Here is a 19,452-nt window from a genome sequence, read left to right as displayed (position 1 = left end):
TCACTCCAGGGAGAGACAATGCCAACAACACGCCAACCCGCTCACTATTACGCCCCCACCGGCGGGCACCCGCCGCAAACCCAGCTCACCGCTGATCGTGCGGTCTTTACCGAGGCCTATGCACTGATCCCCAAAGGGGTGATGCGCGATATCGTGACCAGCAACCTGCCGTTTTGGGAGGGGACTCGGTTATGGGTGCTGGCGCGTCCGCTGTCAGGGTTTGCGGAAACCTTCTCCCAGTACATCATGGAAGTGCAGCCCGAGGGCGGTAGCGATAAGCCTGAGCTAGACCCCCAAGCGGAAGGCGTGTTGTTTATTGTGGAGGGTGAGTTAACGCTCACTTTAGCGGGCGAGCGCCATACGATGGGGCCGGGTGGCTACGCGTTTATTCCTCCTGGCAGCCACTGGCAGGTGCGCAACGAGACCCGCGAACCGGTGCGCTTCCACTGGGTGCGCAAAGCCTACGAGTATGTAGAAGGTCTGGAAGTGCCCAAAGCCTTCGTGACCAACGAGCAGGAGATCGCGCCGATCGAAATGCCGGGCACTGAAGGCCGCTGGGCCACGACGCGTTTTGTCGACCCTAACGACGTGCGCCACGATATGCACGTCAATATCGTCACCTTTCAGCCGGGCGGCGTGATTCCGTTTGATGAAACCCACGTGATGGAACACGGCCTCTACGTCCTTGAAGGCAAAGCGGTGTATCACTTGAACCAGCAGTGGGTCGAAGTGGAAGCGGGCGACTTTATGTGGTTACGCGCCTTCTGCCCTCAGGCGTGCTACGCCGGCGGCCCTGGCCCGTTCCGCTACCTGCTGTATAAAGACGTTAACCGCCATGCGGCGCTCAAAATCTGAGTTGGGAAGCCCACCACAACGATCACTCGTTAGGATGATGCTATGTTACATCTGACGGCAAAGCCGCTAACGGCGGAGGCGTTTGCGCCCTTTGGAGACGTCATCGATGCCCGCACCTCCGCGTCGTATCCAATTAACGCCGGGCGCACCCAGCGCCATCACGATCTCGCCAAGGTGGAAACCCTCGGTGACAACGCTCGAACGCTGATCAATATTTTTGTCAGCCAGCCAGTGACGCTGCCGCTCAACCTCACGTTTTTAGAGCGCCACCCCCAGGGCACTCAAGCGTTTATGCCGCTGCATCAGGAGCGCTTTATTGTGGTAGTGGCACCGCCTGGCGACACCATTGCGCCAAACGAGGTGCAGGCGTTTGTGACCGACGGCCGCCAAGGGGTGAACTACCGCGCCGGTACTTGGCACGCGATTCAGTCGGTGCTGGAGCGCGAAGGGGAATTCCTGGTGGTGGATCGCGGTGGGGATGGCAATAACTGTGACGAATATCCCCTGGATGTTACCGTCACTTTAGCGGAATAGCCCACCGCAAGTGCATGCGAGTGTCATCTTGGTTGGGTTATCCTGATAAGCTGACACTCCACTCTATGAACGGTTAGGACATTTATGAGCGCAAACACCCATATCCCCCTTCGTCGTACCAAAATTGTCGCGACCCTCGGCCCCGCCAGCGACCGTGAAGGCGTGCTGGAAGCCATGTTGAAGGCGGGGGTGGATGTGGTCCGCTTGAACTTTTCCCACGGCACGGCCGACGACCATCGTCGCCGCCTTGCCCGTGTGCGTGAAATCGCCGCTCAGCTAGGCCGTAGCGTGGCCGCGCTAGGTGATTTGCAAGGCCCCAAAATTCGCGTTGCCCGCTTTAAAGAGGGGGCAGTGTATTTGGAAGAGGGCCAGCCGTTCGTACTGGATATGGCCATGGACAGCGATGCCGGTGATATCCACAGCGTTGGCTGTGATTACAAAACCTTGGCCGATGACGTATCGGCGGGGGACCGCCTGCTGCTGGATGATGGCCGCGTGGTGCTGGATGTTACCCGTGTAGAGGGCAAGCAGGTTCACACCGAGGTGGTGGTGGGCGGCAAGCTCTCTAATCATAAAGGCATTAACAAGCAGGGCGGCGGGCTATCTGCTCCCGCGCTGACAGAAAAAGATAAAACCGACCTGAAAACCGCCGTCGAGATTGGCGTTGATTATTTGGCTATTTCCTTTCCCCGTTCAGCGGAGGATATGCTGGAAGCCCGCCGCCTGCTGGGTGAAGAGGGCAAGGAAATTGGCCTCGTTGCCAAAGTGGAGCGCGCCGAAGCCGTGGCCGATGACGCCACGCTGGATGGCATTATCGAAGCCTCCGAAGCGGTGATGGTGGCCCGTGGCGACCTCGGCGTGGAAATTGGCGATGCCAAACTGGTCGGCGTGCAAAAGCGCATGATTAAACGCGCCCGTTCGCTTAACCGCGCGGTGATTACCGCCACCCAAATGATGGAGAGCATGATCTCCGCGCCGCTGCCCACCCGCGCTGAAGTCTTCGACGTGGCTAACGCGGTGCTGGATGGCAGCGATGCGGTCATGCTCTCTGCGGAAACTGCCGCAGGCGACTACCCGCTAGAAACCGTAGAAGCGATGGCGCGTGTGTGCCTGGGTGCCGAGCGTGAGCGGGTCGCCCAAGAGTCGGGACACCGTATCCACGAAGGCTTTACCCGCCCGGATGAAACCATTGCCCTTTCGGCCATGTATGCCGCTAACCACATGAAAGGCGTGGTCGCGATTGCCTGCATGACCGCCTCCGGTTACACGCCGCTGATTGCCTCACGCATTCGTTCGGGCTTGCCCATCGTTGGCTTGGCTCACAACCCGATTGCCCAGCGCCGTATGGCCATGTACCGCGGCGTGGTCTCACTTCCCTTCGATACCTCAGAAATGACCGCCACCGAGCTTAACGACCAAGCCCTTACGCTGTTGGTGAAGCAGGGCGTGGCTAAGCCGGGTGATCACGTCATCCTGACCCGTGGGGACCACATGAACGCCCACGGCGGCACCAACACCATGAAAGTGATGGCCATTACCGAGCAGCACGCCGAAAACGCGAAGGCGTAAACGAATGCGCGCACTGCTGCTCCTGTGCGGTTGGCTGCTAAGCGCGCCTGTGATGGCGGGCGCGCCCATTGTAGCGGCGGCGTCTAGCCTGCAGTTCGCCCTGGAGGAAGCCGCCGCCCAGTTTACCCAGCAGACCGGCCACGCGCTGCGGCTTAATTTCGGCTCCTCCGGCAACTTTCGTCGTCAAATCGCCCAGGGCGCGCCCTTCGAGCTGTTTTTGTCAGCAGATGAAGGGTTTGTTCAGGCGCTGTACGACGAAGGGTACGTGGATAACGCGGGCGTGATTTACGCCCGAGGACGGCTAGCCTGGGTACAGCCAACTGGCCGTTACTCCGTACCCAGTGAGCAAGCGCCGCTTGCCGGCGTGCAGGAGGCCATTGCCGCCTTGGCAGAGGGGCAGCGGCTGCGTATCGCCATTGCCAGCCCAGAACACGCCCCTTACGGCATGGCCGCCCGAGACGTGTTGCAAAAGGCGGGCCTGTGGGAAGCTAGCGAACCGCTGAGGGTTCAAGGGGAGAATGTCTCCCAGGCGATGCAGTTTGCGCTTTCCGACGAGGCGCGAGGTGGTTTGGTGGCTTATTCGCTAGCGGTAGCACCTGCGCTAGCGGAGCGCAGCGAGGCGGTGTTGATGCCTGAAACGTGGCATACGCCGCTGCGCCAGCGCATGGTGTTAACGCCGCAGGCTGGAGAAGTGGCTCACGCGTTTTACGAGTGGCTGCAACAGGCGGATGCGAAAGCGATTTTTGAAACCTACGGATTTAGTACCGATTAATGGACTGGTCGGCGTTCTCTGTCTCGCTGCGGCTCGCGGCGTTTACCTGTCTCTTCTTATTACCTCTAGGCATCTGGTGGGGGCGCGTGCTGGCGACGACACAGTTCCGTGGCAAGGGCCTGTGTGAAGCGCTGATTGCGCTGCCGCTGGTGCTACCGCCTACGGTGCTAGGGTTTTATTTGCTTCAGCAGTTTGGCCGCGATGCGCCGTTAGGCGGTGCCTGGGCCGCGCTGACAGGGGGCGGCCTCAACTTTACCTTTAGCGGTATTTTATTGGCTTCTCTGATTGCCAATCTCCCCTTTGCTATTCAGCCGATTCAGCGTGCCTTTGAACATGTGCCTGCGAACCTGCGTGAGGCTGCGTGGTGCAGTGGGCTAAGCCCATGGCAAACCCTGTGGCGTATTGAATTGCCGCTGGTGTGGCCGGGCATTTTGTCGGCGGCAGCGCTAACCTTTGCTCACACACTGGGCGAGTTTGGCGTGATTTTGCTGGTCGGCGGTGCGATTGATGGTGAGACCCGCACGCTCTCCATCGCCATTTATGACCGCGTACAGGCTTTTGACGAGCAGGGCGCGGCGAGCATGTCCGCACTCTTGCTAGTCATTTCCCTGGCAACCTTAGGCCTTGTCTATGGGCTTGCAGGAAAGCGCAGGTGGTCACGTGGATAATCTGGTAGTGACCGCCCAACAGGCCGGCCCGATTCCACTTAATGCCTCGTTTCGATGCGCCCCTGGGGAGCTGCTGGCGCTGGTCGGGCCATCGGGAAGTGGTAAAACTACCCTGCTGCGCACCATTGCCGGGCTTTATCAGCCTCAGCAGGGTAGCGTGCGCTGCGCGGGCAGGGAGTGGTTTCTGGCCCAAAGCGGCCAGCGCCACTCCCTGCCGCCGCAAGCGCGCCAGATTGGTATGGTATTTCAGGACTATGCGCTGTTCCCTCATCTGACGGCGCTGCAGAATGTGCAGCTCGCCATGGGGCACCTGCCCCGCGCTCAAAGGTTTGAGCAGGCCGCTCAGTGGTTGAGCAAAGTGCGTTTGCAGGGGCTGGAGGCGCGCTACCCCAGCGAGCTTTCCGGCGGCCAGCGCCAACGAGTAGCGCTAGCCCGTGCGTTGGCCAGAGAGCCCCAAGTGCTACTGCTGGATGAGCCGTTCTCTGCGGTGGATCAGGTGACTCGTCGCCGCTTGCAGCGTGAGCTGGCGCTGTTGCGCCAACAGATCTCCATTCCCATTATTCTCGTCACCCACGACTTGGAAGAAGCCACCGCGCTCGCCGATCAAATCTGCGTGCTGCATAACGGCGTCAGCCTGCAGCAGGGCACGCCTGAGGCGTTGTTTCGGAAACCGACTTCGCCGCTTGTCGCTAGGCTGTTGGATCGCCACAACGTCTTTAGCGGGGAAGTGGTCGAGACGGACGCTGGGCGACGCTTGCAGTGGGGCGAGTGGTGGCTGGAAGTGGCAGAAGGACTAGATCGTGTTGAACTAGGCAAGCCGCAGGCATGGTACCTGCCGCCGTCAGATATCGTGCTGCATCGTCGGGGGCGGCCTTCCCAAGGCGAACGCGAAAACCCAGTGGCGGCAACGGTCAGCGAAATGGTGGTGTTGGGCGGCATGACATCAATCTCGCTGCGTGTTTCCCACGGAGATATGCTACGTTTCGACATCGCCACCCACGCGGCCAAACGTAATCAGCTTAGCTTGGGGGAAAGGGTACACGTCTCGCTGCTGGCCGAGGGGATTCATCTTATGCCCGCGCAGCGTACCCACACGGCATCACACAACAAAAGGAACCTGTTATGACCCTGACACGCCGCCAACTGCTGAAAACCGCTGTCGGTGTTTCACTCGCCGCCTGTTTACCCCTGCCGCTGTTAGCGGCTTGGGCGTCTGAACCCGCGCCAGCCAACACGCTGCCGCTGGCGATCCATAGCGAAGGTGGCCCGCACCGTCTGGATGTGGAAGTGGCGGAAACTGCCTCGCAGCGCCAACGTGGCTTAATGGGCCGTGAGGACCTGCCAGAAGCGCGCGGTATGCTGTTTCGGTTTGAGAGCGAGCAGCCCGCCGGTAACGCTTTTTGGATGTATCGCACGCTGATTCCGCTGGATATCGCGTATATCGACGGCGAAGGGCGGATAGTGGCGATTAATACCATGCCGCCCTGCGAATCTGATGCCCCCCAGGAGTGCCCCTCTTATCCTGCCGGGGCGGCCTACCATGCGGCGTTGGAGGTTAACGCGGGCTACTTTGCGGAACGTGGCATACAGGTAGGCGACTGTGTCTCGGTGCCTGCGCTGGCCGGTTTTTGCCGCCCCGAGTAACGCTCTCGCTTACGCCCTGGTTGGCCGCTGTTTGCCAAACTTCAGCACAATCAGGGCGATTCCCGCGACCACTAAGCCTCCGCCTACCAGTTTATGCACCCCAAGCGGGTCGTCCATCAGCAGCGCGCCTAAGCCCACCGCGAAAACAGGGGTGAGGAGTGTCATCGGCACTACGCGATTTACCGGGTGGCGGCGCAGCAGCGCGTACCAAATGCCGTAAGCGGCGATGGACGACATAATGGCGGTATACGCCACCGCGCCCCAGCCCAGCCAGCTTGCCTGTGTGATCGCCTGCCACTGGTGTTGCTCAAAGAGCCACGAGCCGAGCGCAACCTGAGGCACCGCAAACAGCGCTACCCACCCCGCCAGCGCCAACGGTGCAATGGGTGGCCCGCGTTTGATCAATAGCTGCGAGACCGCCCAGCCAAACGCGCTCAACAGCAGAATGGCTAACGGTAGCGGCGAGGGCAGCGTTGGCCCTCCTGCCAGTACCACGACACCTGCAAACGAGAGCAGCAAGCCTGCCAAGCGTTTAGGTCCCAGCTTCTCTTTTAAGAAGACCACCGCCAATAGCGTCGCAAACGGTGTGCCCATCTGCACAAGCAGCGCGCCTGTTCCAGCTTCCGCTTGCCCCAAACCAATGAACAGTAGCGCAAAGTGAAGGCTGCCAAACGTGATGGAGAGCAGCACTAAAAAGGGCAGCTGCGCCCGGGTAACCGGGTAAAACGGCACCAGCAGTGCGGCCACTAGCACAAAACGCAGCGTAGTCATGAGTAGCGGCGGCAGCTCCGCCACGCCCACTTTGATCACAATGATGTTGAGTGACCAAATGACAATGACCAACAGGCCCAGAAGCACATCACGAAGCGGCACGGCGTTCTCTCGGTGAGGGGTGAGGCGCCTTCATAGCAAAGCGCTTTTATAACGGAAAAAGGTCATTTCGACGATTTAGCAAAACATAGTGTTATAGTAAGACGGCAACAGTCGTTGTATCGAGATCAATAGTAATAACAGAGGAATGATTATGAAGAAAATCTCATCAACGTTGTTAGGCCTGAGCATGGCGCTGGTGGCGGCTTCCGGCCACGCCAACGACAAGCAGTTGGTCATTGGTACCAATAATTGGGCTGAAAATATTGCCGTCGCCAATATGTGGAAAATCGTGCTGGAAGAAGAGCACGGCTACGATATCGAGCTGACCGACGTAGGCAAAAGCGTGCTGTACAGCGGTTTGGCCAATAATGATTTCGATATCTCGCTGGAAATTTGGCTGCCCACCACGGACAAGGAGTTCCTGGCGCCCTATAAAGACGAGATCGATGTGCACGACGTGTGGTACGAAGGCACGGGGCTTGGCATTGTAGTACCGAGCTATGTCGATATCGATACTATCGATGCGTTGCGCGATAGCGCCGATCAGTTCTCTTACCAGGGCCGCCCGACCATCGTCGGCATTGACTCCGGCTCTGCCATTGCCGGGCTGACGGACGAGGCCATCGATGCTTATGACCTGCCGATGCGTCAGCTGTACAGCTCCGACCCGGCGATGATGGCGGCGCTCGATGATGCTTATCAGCGTGAAGAGCCCATGGCCGTGACGCTCTGGAACCCGCACTGGGCCTTTGCTGAGTATGATCTCAAGTACTTGCAAGATACTCAGGGCGTGTTCGGTGAAAGCGACGATATTTTCTGGTTCTCCCGCAAAGGCTTCGCGGAGGACGATCCGTGGCTCACCCAAGTGCTGAACGAGTGGCATATGGATGACGATACCTTAGGCGGGCTGATGGCGACGATTGAACAGCAGGGCGACCCCGTAGAAGGGGCGCGCACCTGGATTGGCGAGAACCGCGAGTTAGTCGATACGTGGCTGGCTGCTGGCGAATAAACGCGACTCTTTATGCCCAGTGGGCGTGCCATCAAGTCCCTCAACGCCTCACGCTTAATGCGTGGGGCGTTTTATTTGTATATTGACTAAGACGAAAGTTTTAGTTTTCTCGATGACTTGATAAATGCTTTATAACCAGTTGCTTATACAGTTGCTGTTAGGAGGTATGGGCTTTTAAAACAAAGAAATGAAGGGACTTGATGAGGCTGGCTTGCACAAGCGCTATCCATGATCTAAAAAAATGTAACCGATTACATTTTGTCTTGTTAAGGCAGTACGGAAAAGGTCGCTAGGCCATTACCTAGCCAATCACCTAATAACCTAACAATGAAATGAGGTGGACATGGATACATTGAACAACCAACAACCCTCACGCGCTTGCGCGTTGCTTGCCGTCGGTGCGGTAACGCTCACAACGCTGAATATGGCAGATGAGGCCCAGGCTCAGCATGCCAGCGCAGCAGCTTTACCCATTGCTGTTCAGATGTATACGCTACGTGATTTTGGCGATCTTGAAGAGCAACTGTCTGTTGTCAATCGAGCGGGCGTCTCTGCCATCGAGACGGTGGGCACTCAGCAAGTAACCGCCGATGCCCTCAATGTATTGTTAGAGAAACATGCGCTTGAAGTGATCTCCAGCCATGTAGCGCTAGAAGATTTACGCCATCGTTTAGACGAAACGATGGCTTTTAATCAGTCGGTGGGTAACGACACGCTAACCATGCCGTACCTAGATGAGAGCGCACGCCCTAATGATGCTGAAGGCTGGGAGGCTCTGGGTGAAGAGCTAGGCAGCATTGCTGCAACCTTAGAGGCCGAAGGTTTCCGTTTGGCCTACCACAACCATGATTTTGAGATGGAGATGTATGACGGCAAAACAGCATTGGAGCATCTGTTTGATGCGGCGGGATCGGGTTTGTTGGCTGAATTGGATCTTGCCTGGGTAGCTCGAGGTGGGCTGGACCCGGTGGAGTATGTCTCTCGTTTCGATGGCCAGCTTTTCGCTATCCACGCCAAAGACAACGCCCCAGAGGGCACGGCTCAGGATCAGGGTGGTTTTGCGACGCTAGGAGAGGGGGAGTTGGATTGGGATGCCATTTTACCCGCCGCCGAAGCTTCGGATGTTGAGTGGTACATCATCGAACATGATATGCCCCACGATGCGGAAGCCGTCATCACCCGTGGAAATAGCTTTCTAGAAGAGAAACTGTCAGCGCTTCGTGAAGAGTAAGCACGCTTAAGCCATCTCTTTCAGATGACGTACGCGAGGGTACCTTATGAAGCGCTATTCTCTTGATCGACGCAGCCTGCTGCGTCACAGCATGACCGGTGCGCTTGGCTTGACGGCTTTGCCTTACCTAGGGGCGCGGTCGTTAGCCGATGATACATCTCACCAAAGACGAGTATTGAAGGGCAATATTCATCACTCGGTCGCGCGTTGGACATTCGACTTTTTGCCTCTTGAGGGGCTCTGTCAGCTTTCAACCGAATTGGGTATTAAAGCGATTGACCTCGTTGGGCCAGAAGAGTGGCCAATCCTTAAGCGCTATGGACTCGACGCCTCGATGTGTCATGGCGCTGAGTTGAGCCTGGAAGATGGCTGGGGCGATACACGCTTCCATTCGGCACTGATCGAGCGATACCGTCAATATATCGATCTGGTTAGCCAAGCTGGCTATACCAACCTCATCTGCTTTAGCGGCAATGCGCGAGGCATGGACCCTGAGCAGGGATTGCAAAATGCCGAAGCGGGGCTCAAGCAAATTCTTGCCCAGGCAGAAGCAAAAGGCGTGGTGCTACAGATGGAGCTGTTCAATAGCAAAATCGACCACCCTGATTACCTTTGCGACAACTCGACATGGGGCATCGAGCTGAGTCGTCGGCTTGGTTCGCCCAACTTCAAACTGCTCTATGACATCTACCACATGCAAATCAGTGAGGGCGATGTCATCCGCACTATCCGTGATCACCATCGTTTTTTCGGCCATTACCACACTGCCGGTGTGCCTGGGCGTCACGAAATAGATGCCACCCAAGAGCTCAACTATCCCGCGATTTGCCGAGCGATCCGAGATACCGGCTTCAACGGCTATATCGCCCAAGAGTTTATCCCTGACCGCGCTAGCCAAGAGGAAAGCATCGAATCACTGCGGGCGGCGATTGAACTCTGCGATGTGTGATTCGCATCGAACAACAACACAACAAGGAAGATGACCATGTCAGATAATCACTACGATGCCATCGTGGTTGGCTCAGGTATTAGTGGCGGCTGGGCCGCTAAAGAGCTAACCGAGAAAGGCTTGAAAGTCTTACTGCTCGAACGTGGGCGGAATATCGAGCATGTGAAGGATTACCATAATGCCCACAAAGAGGCTTGGGACTACCCCCACCGCAACGAACCCACTCAAGAGATGATTGCTAAGTACCCGGTGCTCAAGCGCGACTACCCACTCAATGAAGCTACCTTGGGAATGTGGGCCGATGAACAGGCCAACCCCTACGTAGAGGAGAAGCGCTTCGATTGGTTTCGTGGCTACCATGTGGGTGGTCGCTCACTCTTATGGGGGCGACAAAGCTACCGGTTTAGTCCGATGGATTTTGAGGCTAACCAGCGTGAGGGTATCGCGATCGACTGGCCGATTCGTTATGAAGATCTCGCGCCTTGGTACGACTACGTAGAGCGATTTGCCGGCATTTCCGGTACCCGCGAAGGGTTGGATATTCTCCCCGATGGTGAGTTTTTGCCTCCCATTCCTCTGAACTGTGTCGAGCAGGAGGTCGCCAAACGGATAGAAAGCACGTTCGGCGGGCAGCGGCACCTTATTCACAGTCGAGTCGCCAATATTACTCAGCCAAAGCCGGAGCAAAATCGCGTCAACTGCCAGTATCGCAATAAATGTTGGCTAGGCTGTCCTTACGGTGCCTATTTCAGCACTCAGTCCGCTACGCTTCCCGCTGCGGTGGCCACGGGAAATTTGACGCTGCGACCTTTCTCTATTGTCAGCCAAGTACTTTACGACAAGGCTCGCCAGCGTGCCCGAGGCGTCGAAGTGATCGATGCAGAAACGCATGACGTTCACGAGTACACCGCCGATGTGGTGTTCCTCAACGCGTCGACCTTTAACACCACCTGGATTTTGATGAACTCTGCCACCGATGTTTGGGAAGGTGGCTTGGGAAGTAGCAGTGGTGAACTGGGGCATAACGTCATGGATCACCATTTTCGCTGCGGTGCTAGTGGCGACGTGGAAGGTTATCTCGACAAATACTACTTTGGACGCCGCCCCGCAGGCTTTTACATTCCTCGCTTTCGCAACGTCGGCGATGAGCAGCGAAGCTACGTACGCGGATTTGGGTATCAAGGTGCTGCCAGCCGCCAAGGCTGGGATCGCGAAATTGCGGAACTCAATATTGGCGCTGATTTGAAGCAAGCGCTGAGCCAGCCAGGTGGTTGGACGATCGGCATGACGGGCTTCGGCGAAATGCTACCTGATCACGATAATCGTATCGCGCTGAATCATAGCGTCCGCGACCAGTGGGGGCTACCGGTCCTGTCGATCAACGTTGAACTCAAGCAGAACGAGCACGCGATGCGTCGTGACATGGTCCAGGATGCTATCGATTTGCTCGAGGCCGCAGGCGTGAAGAACGTCAAAGGTGACGTAGGCGATTATGCGCCGGGCATGGGGATTCATGAGATGGGCACGGCGCGTATGGGCCGTGATCCGACAACCTCCGTACTCAATCGCCATAACCAGGTATGGGATGCGCCGAATGTGTTCGTCACCGATGGCGCCTGCATGACGTCCTCCTCCTGCGTGAACCCTTCGCTCACCTACATGGCACTGACCGCTCGCGCGGTGGACTACGCAGTGGAAGAACTGAAGCGGGGGAATTTGTCATGAATCGTCGCGAACTACTCAAAATGATCGCTTTGACGACGGGGACCGCCATGATCGGTGGCAAGTCTCTCTTAGCCTTTAGCGATACAGGCCGCACCCGTCACCTCTTTAGCAGCCGTGATGTGGAACGAATGAGCGAGCTGGCCGAGACGATCCTACCGAGAACCGAGACTCCTGGCGCCAAAGACGCTGGCGTGGGTGAGTTCATGGCGCTGTTCGTGAGTGATTGTTATACGCCTTCGGAAAGAGAGGTGTTCTATTTTGGTTTGGCGCAGCTTGAGGCGCGCAGCCGGGCGGCTTACGAACGTGATTTCATGGCGTTAAGCAGCGATCAGCGGTTAGCGCTCATTACTGAATTGGACCGCGAAGCAAAGGCACACGCCCAACGCCAGCCGCGCAGAGAGCAGCCGACGCCTGCTGAGGCGCTGACGGCAGAGACGCAGACCGCTCAAAATCAAACGGCAGATACCCAGTCATCCCTTGACCACCCGGATAGTGAGGCTTCGCTTCCGCACTATTTCACCATGATGAAACAGTTGACGCTGTTTGGCTTCTTCACCTCAGAAGTGGGCGCGACGGAGGTCCTGCGCTATGAAGCCGTGCCCGGCCGCTACGACGGCTGCGCGACCTATCAGGGCGAACCTGCTTGGGCCACCTAATAAAGAAGGAGAGCATTCATGAGCTTTCGAGATATCCCGCAGCTAAAGCAACGCCACCGTTCACAAGGGTATGCCCCCGCCCTCTGTGTGCTGGCCTTCGCCATGGCATCCGATAGCGTAGCAAAGGAAAGCGCCTCGCAAGAGGCGCTAACCCCCGAACAGCAAGCCGCCAACACCGAAGTGTGGACGCCCGTACCCCGCGCGGTGTCGGTGCCTGAGAATGGCGTACCGTCTGATGCCATCGTACTATTCGATGGTGACGATGTAGATGCCTGGGAGGCCGAGGAGGGCGGGCAGGTCGAGTGGCACGTGATGGACGGCGTCATGACCGTCAAGCGGGGCGCAGGAGGGATACGCACGCGCCAGGACTTCTGTGATGTGCAGCTTTACTTGGAGTGGCGAGCGCCAGCCGATATGGCAGACATGGAGGGCCAGGACCGTGGCAATAGCGGCGTCTTTTTGCAAGAACGGTATGAAGTCCAGATCTTGGACTCCTACGATAATCCAACCTATCCCAACGGCCAGGCAGCGTCCATCTACAAGCAGTACATTCCTCTGGTCAATGCCTCTCGCCCGCCTGGTGAATGGCAGCGTTACAACATTCTCTATACTGCGCCACGTTTCGACGAGACAGGGACGCTGGAGTCACCTGCCTATGTCACCGTGCTACATAACGGTGTCGTGGTTCAGCACCATGTTGAAGTGCAAGGCACCACCGAGTGGATAGGAGAGCCCAGCTACGAAGACGCTCATGACTGCGCGCCTATCTATCTGCAAGATCACGATGCGGACGTCAGTTTTCGCAATATCTGGGTGAGGGAGCTATAAGTCAGCACTTCTTGCGTTAGCTAAAAAGCCCCGCCCGTTTTTGCAATTGAGCACTGACGGGCGGGGCTTTTTGGATCTTAGTATTGCTAATCTATCGATGTAAGCGTCGTTTATCCAACATCATTGACCACGATTACCCACCCACTACCGGGCGCCGAGACAGCGCCCGGTAATGCCAACGTTTAACTTCCTTGCAAGCTGGGTGCCGTCGCTACGTTTTTCTCGTTTTTAAAGGTAAGGAAGAAGAGCGCCAATACCGCGATAGCGAAGATCGCTGGGAATATCCAGATGCCTTGCCAGTCGTGCACGCCATTAGTGGAGAAGTGATCGGTGATTTGACCGGCGACCCAGAAGCCTATCAGCATGCCCACGCCGTAAGTAGCCAGTGTGATCATGCCTTGGGCAGAGCTTTTGAATTTCTCTCCCGCTCGAGCATCAGTGTAAATTTGGCCGGTCACAAAGAAAAAGTCATAACATACGCCGTGTAAAGCAATCCCGATCAAGAGCATCCACACCATCTCATCGGCGTTGCCAAAGGCAAACAGCGCGTAGCGTAGCGCCCAGGCCAGCATGCCGATCAGTAGCGTTTTCTTAATGCCAAAGCGATGGATAAAGACGGGCAGCAGCAGCATGAACAGGACTTCGGATACTTGTCCTAGCGTCATTTTACCGGTCGGGTTAGCAACACCGATCTCAGCCAGAAATGGATTGGCGTTTTGGTAATAAAACGCAAGCGGAATACAGATTAAAATAGAGGCAATGAAGAAGATGGCGTAATTACGGTCTTTAAGCAGGGCCAGCGCATCCAACCCCAGGACTTCTTTTAAGCCGACTGGGCCGTTTGCTTTAGGTGGTGTCGCGGGAAGGCTAAAGCTATACAAGCCAAGTGCTAATGACGCGATAGCGCACATCAAAAAGGTGTTCCTCAGCATGCCGTCCGCAATGCCTTGGGAAGAGTCCCAGGCAAAGAGGTAGCTAATTCCCAGGCCTGCCATAATCCAACCGATCGTTCCCCATACGCGAATTTTGGCAAACTCTTGGCCTGGGTCGCTCATCTGGCGAAAAGAGACCGAGTTGACCAGGGCGAGTGTAGGCATATAAAGAATCATATACATCAGTACCAAGGGGTAAAACGTGCTGAAGTCGCTGGCGATATACAGGCCATACATGAGCCCTGCACCCAAGAGATGCAACACGCCCAATATTCGCTCGGCGTTGAAGTAGCGATCGGCAATCAAGCCAATGATGAAGGGCGCGATGATGGCCCCCCAGGATTGGGTTGAGAAGGCCATACCAATTTGGCCGCCGCTGGCATTGAGATTATTTGCCAAAAAAGTGCCTAGGGTGACGAACCAGCCGCCCCAGATAAAAAACTGCAAAAACATCATGATGCTGAGTCGTGTACGTATCATGGCCATGACGTCGTCCTTTGTTGTCGTTGTATGCGCCTTGAGAAAGGCCGTTAATCGGCCGTTGAGGAAAGGCCGAGGATTCGACGATTGCGCGAGCGACTGCTGCTTACGCTGGCAAAATCATCGAAAGCGTGACCGGCGGGCTGAATCAGATGCGCTTCGATAAAAGGCGCTCCCTCTGTGGCACCCTGCTCCGCATCCTTGAGGCAGCACTCCCACTCCAGCACTGCCCAGCCATCGAACCCGTATTGCGTTAATCGGCTAAAAACAGCGCTGAAATCGATCTGACCATCGCCTAATGAACGGAAGCGACCTGGTCGCTCCATCCAATCCTGATAGCCGCCATACACGCCGCTGCGCGCATTGGGAGTGAATTCGGCATCTTTAACGTGAAACATGCCGATACGTTCATGGTACTGATCGATAAACCCGAGATAGTCGAGCTGCTGTAACAGCAAATGGCTAGGGTCATAGAGAATTTTGGCTCGGCGGTGGTGGTCGACGGCCGCCAGAAAACGCTCGAAGGAAGCACCATCGTGCAGATCTTCGCCGGGGTGAATCTCAAAGCAGAGATCCACGCCTGCTTGGTCGAAAGCATCGAGGATAGGTGTCCAGCGTCGGGCGAGTTCGTTGAACCCCTCTTCGATTAACCCGGCGGGGCGTTGGGGCCAAGGGTAGACAAACGGCCACAGCAGAGCGCCGGAGAACGTCGCGTGTGCCGTCAAGCCAAGCCGCTGGCTGGCTTTGGCTGCCAGCATGAGTTGTTCGATGGCCCACTCGGTGCGTGCCTGCGGCTGACCGTGTAGCTCTTTTGGCGCGAAGTCATCGAATACATCGTTGAAGGCGGGATGCACGGCGACCAGCTGTCCCTGAAGGTGGGTCGACAGCTCGCTGATCACGACTCCCGCGTTCTCGCAGAGGGCGTTTAATTCATCACAATACGCTTGGCTCTCTGCTGCTTTGCGCAAGTCGATAAAGCGGTCATCGATCGTGGGTAGCTGAATGGCACGATAGCCTTTCTCGGCCGCCCAGCGAGCGATGCCCTCTAGGGTATTGAAGGGTGCCTCTTCACCGATGAACTGGGCCAGAAAAATAGCGGGTCCTCGCAGGCCTGTAGACTGGTTGGGCATGATCAAGCTCCTTGTGGATGTGTATCGGGGAGAGGTGTCCATTTCTGGTCGCTTTGTTGACTGGTCGTGACGGCGTCGATAAATGCCATTCCTCGTAGCCCCGAGGCCATGCCAGGCACACCCTCTACGCTTCCTTGCTTGCCCTGCTGGATGGCGGTGGCGAAGTCCCGGTACAGATTGCCAAGTGCTTCCAAATAGCCCTCTGGATGGCCTCCAGGAAGGCGTAAACGCTGCATGACACTGGGAAAAAGGTCGGGCTGGTCGATGCCGGCACGAAGCGTTCGCATCGGAGCCTGCGAGGGGCGATAAAGAAGTGAGTTAGGCTCCATTTGGTGCCACTCAAGCGCTCCTTGGTCGCCGTAAAGGCGTATCTTGAGTGCGTTCTCCTCGCCGCGGCATACTTGACTGGCAATGAGAGTCCCGCTAGCGCCCTGCGCTGTGCGCAACAAGACATCACCATCGTCATCCAGTGAACGACCCTCTGCGTGGCTGTTCAGCGAAGCGCAGAGTTCACTGACGTGGTGACCTGAGATGAACTCGACGAGTCCGAAAGCATGGGTGCCAATGTCGGCCATGCAGCCACTGATACCCGCGAGCTGTGGATCGGTTCGCCAAGCCGCCTGCTTATTTCCTTGTTGCTCCAGACTCTCGCTTAACCAGCCCTGCGGGTATTCCACGTGTATTTTGCGAAGTTGGCCAAGCTGACCGTCTCTCACCATTTCTCGCGCTTGCCATACCATGGGATAGCCAAGGTAGGTATGCGCTAAGCCATAGAGGCAACCGCTGGCCTGCCAACTGACGGCCAAACGCTGCGCTTGAGAGAGCGACACTGCCGCCGGCTTTTCGCAAAACACATGAAAGCCTTTACGCATTGCCGCCTCGGCAATGGGGACATGCAGATGATTGGGAGTGACAATGACCAAGAGCTGCATCCGCTGTGATTCGGGCAGCTGGCTTTCGCTTTCTAAGAGCTGCTCCCAGTCGTCGTAAACCCGTTGGGAGGGGAGGTAGCACTGCTCGCCGGTAAGACGGTTGTTCTCTTTTGAGCGACTGAATGCGCCACATACCAGTTCACAGGTATCATCAAGCCGAGCGGCTAGGCGATGAACCTGACCGATGAATGCGCCTTGTCCACCACCTACCATGCCTAAGCGGATACGTGATGACGTAGGGTGGGACATATAGTCCTCCTTTTTTTTGCTGCATGCATTGGGCTGATCAAGCGCATGCCATTGACGGATCTTTATTGATGTAACCGGTTACATTAAGTTGAAATTAGGTTTCACAACGAGTGACGTCAATGCGACAAAGGTCTATTCGTAACGGGTAAATAGCGCGCTGAGTTTAAAGACGGGATACGGTAAGCTGACGCATGAAACGTCGCATAAGCACCTGCAGGCGACGATGGGCAAGTGATAAGGGAGGCTATGACCAATATACGCAAGGTCGCCGATTTGGCGGGGGTGTCGGTGGCGACGGTGTCGCGCGCCTTGAAATCGCCCGATATCGTTTCTCCCTCCACGCGTGAAAAGGTGCTCAAGGCGGTGGAGCAGGCAGGCTACAAACCGAACTTGATGGCAGTACAGTTTCGCTCTCAACGCACTCACAATCTCGTCGTGCTCGTGCCCACCATTGCGAATACGTTTTTCGCGCGGGTGATCAGCGGTATTCAAGAAGCTGCCCAGGAGCGCGGCTATGGTGTGTTGCTATGTAATACGCTCGGTAATGAAACCATGGAGACCCATTACGCGAGCTTGGTCAGTACGCGTCAGGCCGATGGGGTCATCCAATTGCGAGCGTTCAACCCTTTTGCTGAGAATGCGTTCCCATCCGGCACGCCTTTGCCCATGATCAATGCCTGTGAGGTATTGGATAATGCGCCATGCCCCACCGTGCAGTTGGACAATCGAGGGGCTGCACGGGAGCTGACGGAGCATCTCATTGCCCTTGGCCATCGACGTATTGGCATGATCAAAGGCCCGCGCCGAAGTCCGTTGACGCGCGATCGGCAACAAGGGTACCAAGACGCCCTGGCGGCAGCAGGTATTGCACTGGACGAACGCTTACTGTGTCCTGGTGACTTCACCCCCTCATCGGGATATCAGGCAGCCGATGCGTTGGTCGCCTTGAAAGAGCGACCCACCGCTATATTTTGTGAGAGCGACGAAATGGCGATTGGTGCCATTAGTCGCATCAAAGAAGCTGGACTGCGCGTACCCCACGATATCTCGGTCGCGGGCTTCGATGATATCGCCTTTGCTTACTACAGTGACCCCCCGTTGACGACCATTGCACAACCGGCTGAAGCGTTTGGGCGGACAGCGGTAGACATGCTGATCGATGTGCTGGAAGGAAAGCGCGTTGATAACGTGACTCTGCCCCATGCCCTGGTGACGCGTAACAGCACTGCTCAATGCCGACCTTAGGCGTCTTCCTTTCGCTTGCTAACGGCCTACAATGGGCGGTGTGCCGATGGTTTTGAAAAGCCAGGCACCTTATAAGAACCGATAAAAAAGGATCGATAATAATGACGCTGACACGCTCTATGGCTCGTTTCACCGCTGGCTTGGCTGGCGCTGCACTGCTCTCGGCTGCGTTTTCTGCGCAAGCGCGCGAACTCTCGGTCTCTACCGTGCTTTCAGAAGCCTTTCCTTGGGGCCAAGCCGCCGAGAAGTGGGCGGAATTGGTAGAAGAGCGCAGTGGTGGTGAACTCACCCTGCGGGTTTACCCTAACTCTCAGCTGGTGTCGGGTGACCAAACCCGCGAGTTTTCCGCCATGCGTTCTGGCCTGATTGATGCCGCGGTGGGGTCCACCATCAACTGGTCGCCCCAAGTGCCGGAACTGAACCTGTTCTCTTTACCATTCTTTATTCCTGATGAGGCCGCCGTCGATGCCGTGACGGGTGGTGAGGCGGGGTCTCTGGTGTTCGAGGCGATCGAGTCTCGTGACGTTATTCCGCTGGCCTGGGGTGAAAACGGCTTTCGTCAAGTATCCAACTCCCACGGCCCGATCAGCCAGCCGGAGGATCTGGACGGCTTGAAGATCCGCGTAGTGGGCTCACCGCTGTTCCAGGATACGTTCTCCGCCTTAGGCGCTGACCCTACGCAGATGAGCTGGACCGACGCCCAACCCGCTCTCACCACGGGCGCGGTCGATGGCCAGGAAAACCCGCTGTCGGTCTTTGACGTGGCACGTATCGATCAAGTAGGCCAGGAGCATTTGACCCTATGGAACTACATGAACGATCCGCTGATTTTTGCCGTTAACCAGCAGGTCTGGCAGTCGTTGAGTGACGAGCAGCAAGCGATGCTGCGCGAAACGGCCCAAGAGGCGGGTGCCTGGGAAATTGCCATGACCCGTGAGCAGGAGAGCGAGCGTTTGGCCGCGATCCAAGAGCGCGGAGTGACCGTCACCGAACTCACCGATGAGCAGTATCAAGCGTTCGTGGAAGCCACTCAATCCGTCTACGAAAAATGGGCCCCACGTATCGGTGAAGAGCTGGTCGAGGCCGCTCAAACCGCTATCGACGCCCATTGATGTTCGTGTGTTTTCACTGCCGCCCGCCAAGGGCGGCAGCTTGCTGATGTGAGGCT

19 protein-coding genes are annotated in these 19,452 nt (G+C 56.8%); 15 read left to right on the top strand and 4 right to left on the bottom strand.

Annotated features, from left to right (window positions below; genetic code table 11):
* Positions 1–18 precede the first annotated feature (18 nt).
* From CTT34_RS14640 to CTT34_RS14610, 7 genes are all read left to right on the top strand, one after another.
* A complete protein-coding gene (locus CTT34_RS14640; protein ID WP_159343091.1) occupies positions 19–855 on the top strand; it encodes a bifunctional allantoicase/(S)-ureidoglycine aminohydrolase in 837 nt (278 codons plus the stop codon).
* 42 nt (positions 856–897) lie between these two features.
* Positions 898–1,389: an ureidoglycolate lyase gene (locus CTT34_RS14635; protein ID WP_159343090.1), complete on the top strand. Its 492-nt coding sequence runs from the start codon at positions 898–900 to the stop codon at positions 1,387–1,389.
* 84 nt (positions 1,390–1,473) lie between these two features.
* Entirely contained in the window at positions 1,474–2,958 is a 1,485-nt protein-coding gene (pyk, locus tag CTT34_RS14630; RefSeq protein WP_159343089.1) for a pyruvate kinase, read from the top strand.
* Positions 2,959–2,962: 4 nt separating this feature from the next.
* Complete coding sequence (gene modA / locus CTT34_RS14625) at positions 2,963–3,730, top strand: molybdate ABC transporter substrate-binding protein (RefSeq protein WP_159343088.1); 768 nt, start codon at positions 2,963–2,965, stop codon at positions 3,728–3,730.
* Positions 3,730–4,398, top strand: a complete 669-nt coding sequence (modB, locus tag CTT34_RS14620; protein WP_159343087.1) for a molybdate ABC transporter permease subunit — start codon at positions 3,730–3,732, stop codon at positions 4,396–4,398. The genes modA and modB overlap by 1 nt, the downstream gene beginning before the upstream one ends.
* Positions 4,391–5,524 (top strand): ABC transporter ATP-binding protein, encoded by a 1,134-nt coding sequence (locus tag CTT34_RS14615; RefSeq protein WP_254436398.1) that lies wholly within the window; start codon positions 4,391–4,393, stop codon positions 5,522–5,524. Before modB ends, CTT34_RS14615 begins: the two co-directional genes overlap by 8 nt.
* Entirely contained in the window at positions 5,521–6,042 is a 522-nt protein-coding gene (locus CTT34_RS14610) for a DUF192 domain-containing protein (RefSeq protein ID WP_159343085.1), read from the top strand. Before CTT34_RS14615 ends, CTT34_RS14610 begins: the two co-directional genes overlap by 4 nt.
* A gap of 9 nt (positions 6,043–6,051) precedes the next feature.
* On the opposite strand, the gene CTT34_RS14605 is transcribed toward CTT34_RS14610, so the two are convergent.
* Positions 6,052–6,915: a DMT family transporter gene (locus CTT34_RS14605; RefSeq protein WP_159343084.1), complete on the bottom strand. Its 864-nt coding sequence runs from the start codon at positions 6,913–6,915 to the stop codon at positions 6,052–6,054.
* Positions 6,916–7,066: 151 nt separating this feature from the next.
* Here CTT34_RS14605 and CTT34_RS14600 point away from each other — a divergent pair, with 151 nt between their 5' ends.
* The 6 genes from CTT34_RS14600 (at position 7,067) to CTT34_RS14575 (ending at position 13,316) form a co-directional block, all read left to right on the top strand.
* Positions 7,067–7,927 carry a glycine betaine ABC transporter substrate-binding protein gene (locus CTT34_RS14600; RefSeq protein WP_159343083.1) on the top strand — a complete coding sequence of 287 codons (861 nt, stop codon included), beginning with the start codon at positions 7,067–7,069 and terminating at the stop codon, positions 7,925–7,927.
* A gap of 343 nt (positions 7,928–8,270) precedes the next feature.
* On the top strand, positions 8,271–9,158 hold the full coding sequence (locus CTT34_RS14595; RefSeq protein ID WP_159343082.1) for a sugar phosphate isomerase/epimerase family protein: 888 nt from the start codon (positions 8,271–8,273) through the stop codon (positions 9,156–9,158).
* Between the two features lie 46 nt (positions 9,159–9,204).
* Positions 9,205–10,107: a hydroxypyruvate isomerase family protein gene (locus CTT34_RS14590; protein ID WP_159343081.1), complete on the top strand. Its 903-nt coding sequence runs from the start codon at positions 9,205–9,207 to the stop codon at positions 10,105–10,107.
* Between the two features lie 36 nt (positions 10,108–10,143).
* On the top strand, positions 10,144–11,832 hold the full coding sequence (locus CTT34_RS14585; RefSeq protein ID WP_159343080.1) for a GMC oxidoreductase: 1,689 nt from the start codon (positions 10,144–10,146) through the stop codon (positions 11,830–11,832).
* Entirely contained in the window at positions 11,829–12,488 is a 660-nt protein-coding gene (locus CTT34_RS14580; protein ID WP_159343079.1) for a gluconate 2-dehydrogenase subunit 3 family protein, read from the top strand. The genes CTT34_RS14585 and CTT34_RS14580 overlap by 4 nt, the downstream gene beginning before the upstream one ends.
* A gap of 18 nt (positions 12,489–12,506) precedes the next feature.
* The gene (locus tag CTT34_RS14575; protein ID WP_254436397.1) at positions 12,507–13,316 is read left to right on the top strand and encodes a 3-keto-disaccharide hydrolase; all 810 of its coding nucleotides are present in this window, start codon (positions 12,507–12,509) and stop codon (positions 13,314–13,316) included.
* 182 nt (positions 13,317–13,498) lie between these two features.
* On the opposite strand, the gene CTT34_RS14570 is transcribed toward CTT34_RS14575, so the two are convergent.
* From CTT34_RS14570 to CTT34_RS14560, 3 genes are read right to left on the bottom strand one after another with little or no spacing between them, the layout of a single operon-like run.
* Positions 13,499–14,734, bottom strand: coding sequence for a nucleoside permease (locus tag CTT34_RS14570; protein WP_159343078.1), 1,236 nt, complete (start codon positions 14,732–14,734; stop codon positions 13,499–13,501).
* A gap of 44 nt (positions 14,735–14,778) precedes the next feature.
* Positions 14,779–15,858, bottom strand: a complete 1,080-nt coding sequence (locus tag CTT34_RS14565) for a sugar phosphate isomerase/epimerase family protein (RefSeq protein ID WP_159343077.1) — start codon at positions 15,856–15,858, stop codon at positions 14,779–14,781.
* 2 nt (positions 15,859–15,860) lie between these two features.
* Positions 15,861–17,039 carry a Gfo/Idh/MocA family protein gene (locus CTT34_RS14560; RefSeq protein ID WP_254436396.1) on the bottom strand — a complete coding sequence of 393 codons (1,179 nt, stop codon included), beginning with the start codon at positions 17,037–17,039 and terminating at the stop codon, positions 15,861–15,863.
* 246 nt (positions 17,040–17,285) lie between these two features.
* Between CTT34_RS14560 and CTT34_RS14555 the strand changes: the two genes are divergently transcribed.
* Together CTT34_RS14555 and CTT34_RS14550 are read left to right on the top strand one after the other, a co-directional pair.
* Complete coding sequence (locus tag CTT34_RS14555; RefSeq protein WP_159343076.1) at positions 17,286–18,284, top strand: LacI family DNA-binding transcriptional regulator; 999 nt, start codon at positions 17,286–17,288, stop codon at positions 18,282–18,284.
* Positions 18,285–18,385: 101 nt separating this feature from the next.
* Complete coding sequence (locus tag CTT34_RS14550) at positions 18,386–19,396, top strand: DctP family TRAP transporter solute-binding subunit (RefSeq protein ID WP_159343075.1); 1,011 nt, start codon at positions 18,386–18,388, stop codon at positions 19,394–19,396.
* The last annotated feature ends 56 nt before the right edge of the window (positions 19,397–19,452 follow it).

The organism is Halomonas meridiana, from assembly GCF_009846525.1.
GTDB lineage: Bacteria > Pseudomonadota > Gammaproteobacteria > Pseudomonadales > Halomonadaceae > Vreelandella.
This window is presented reverse-complemented; position numbering and strand designations above follow the sequence as displayed.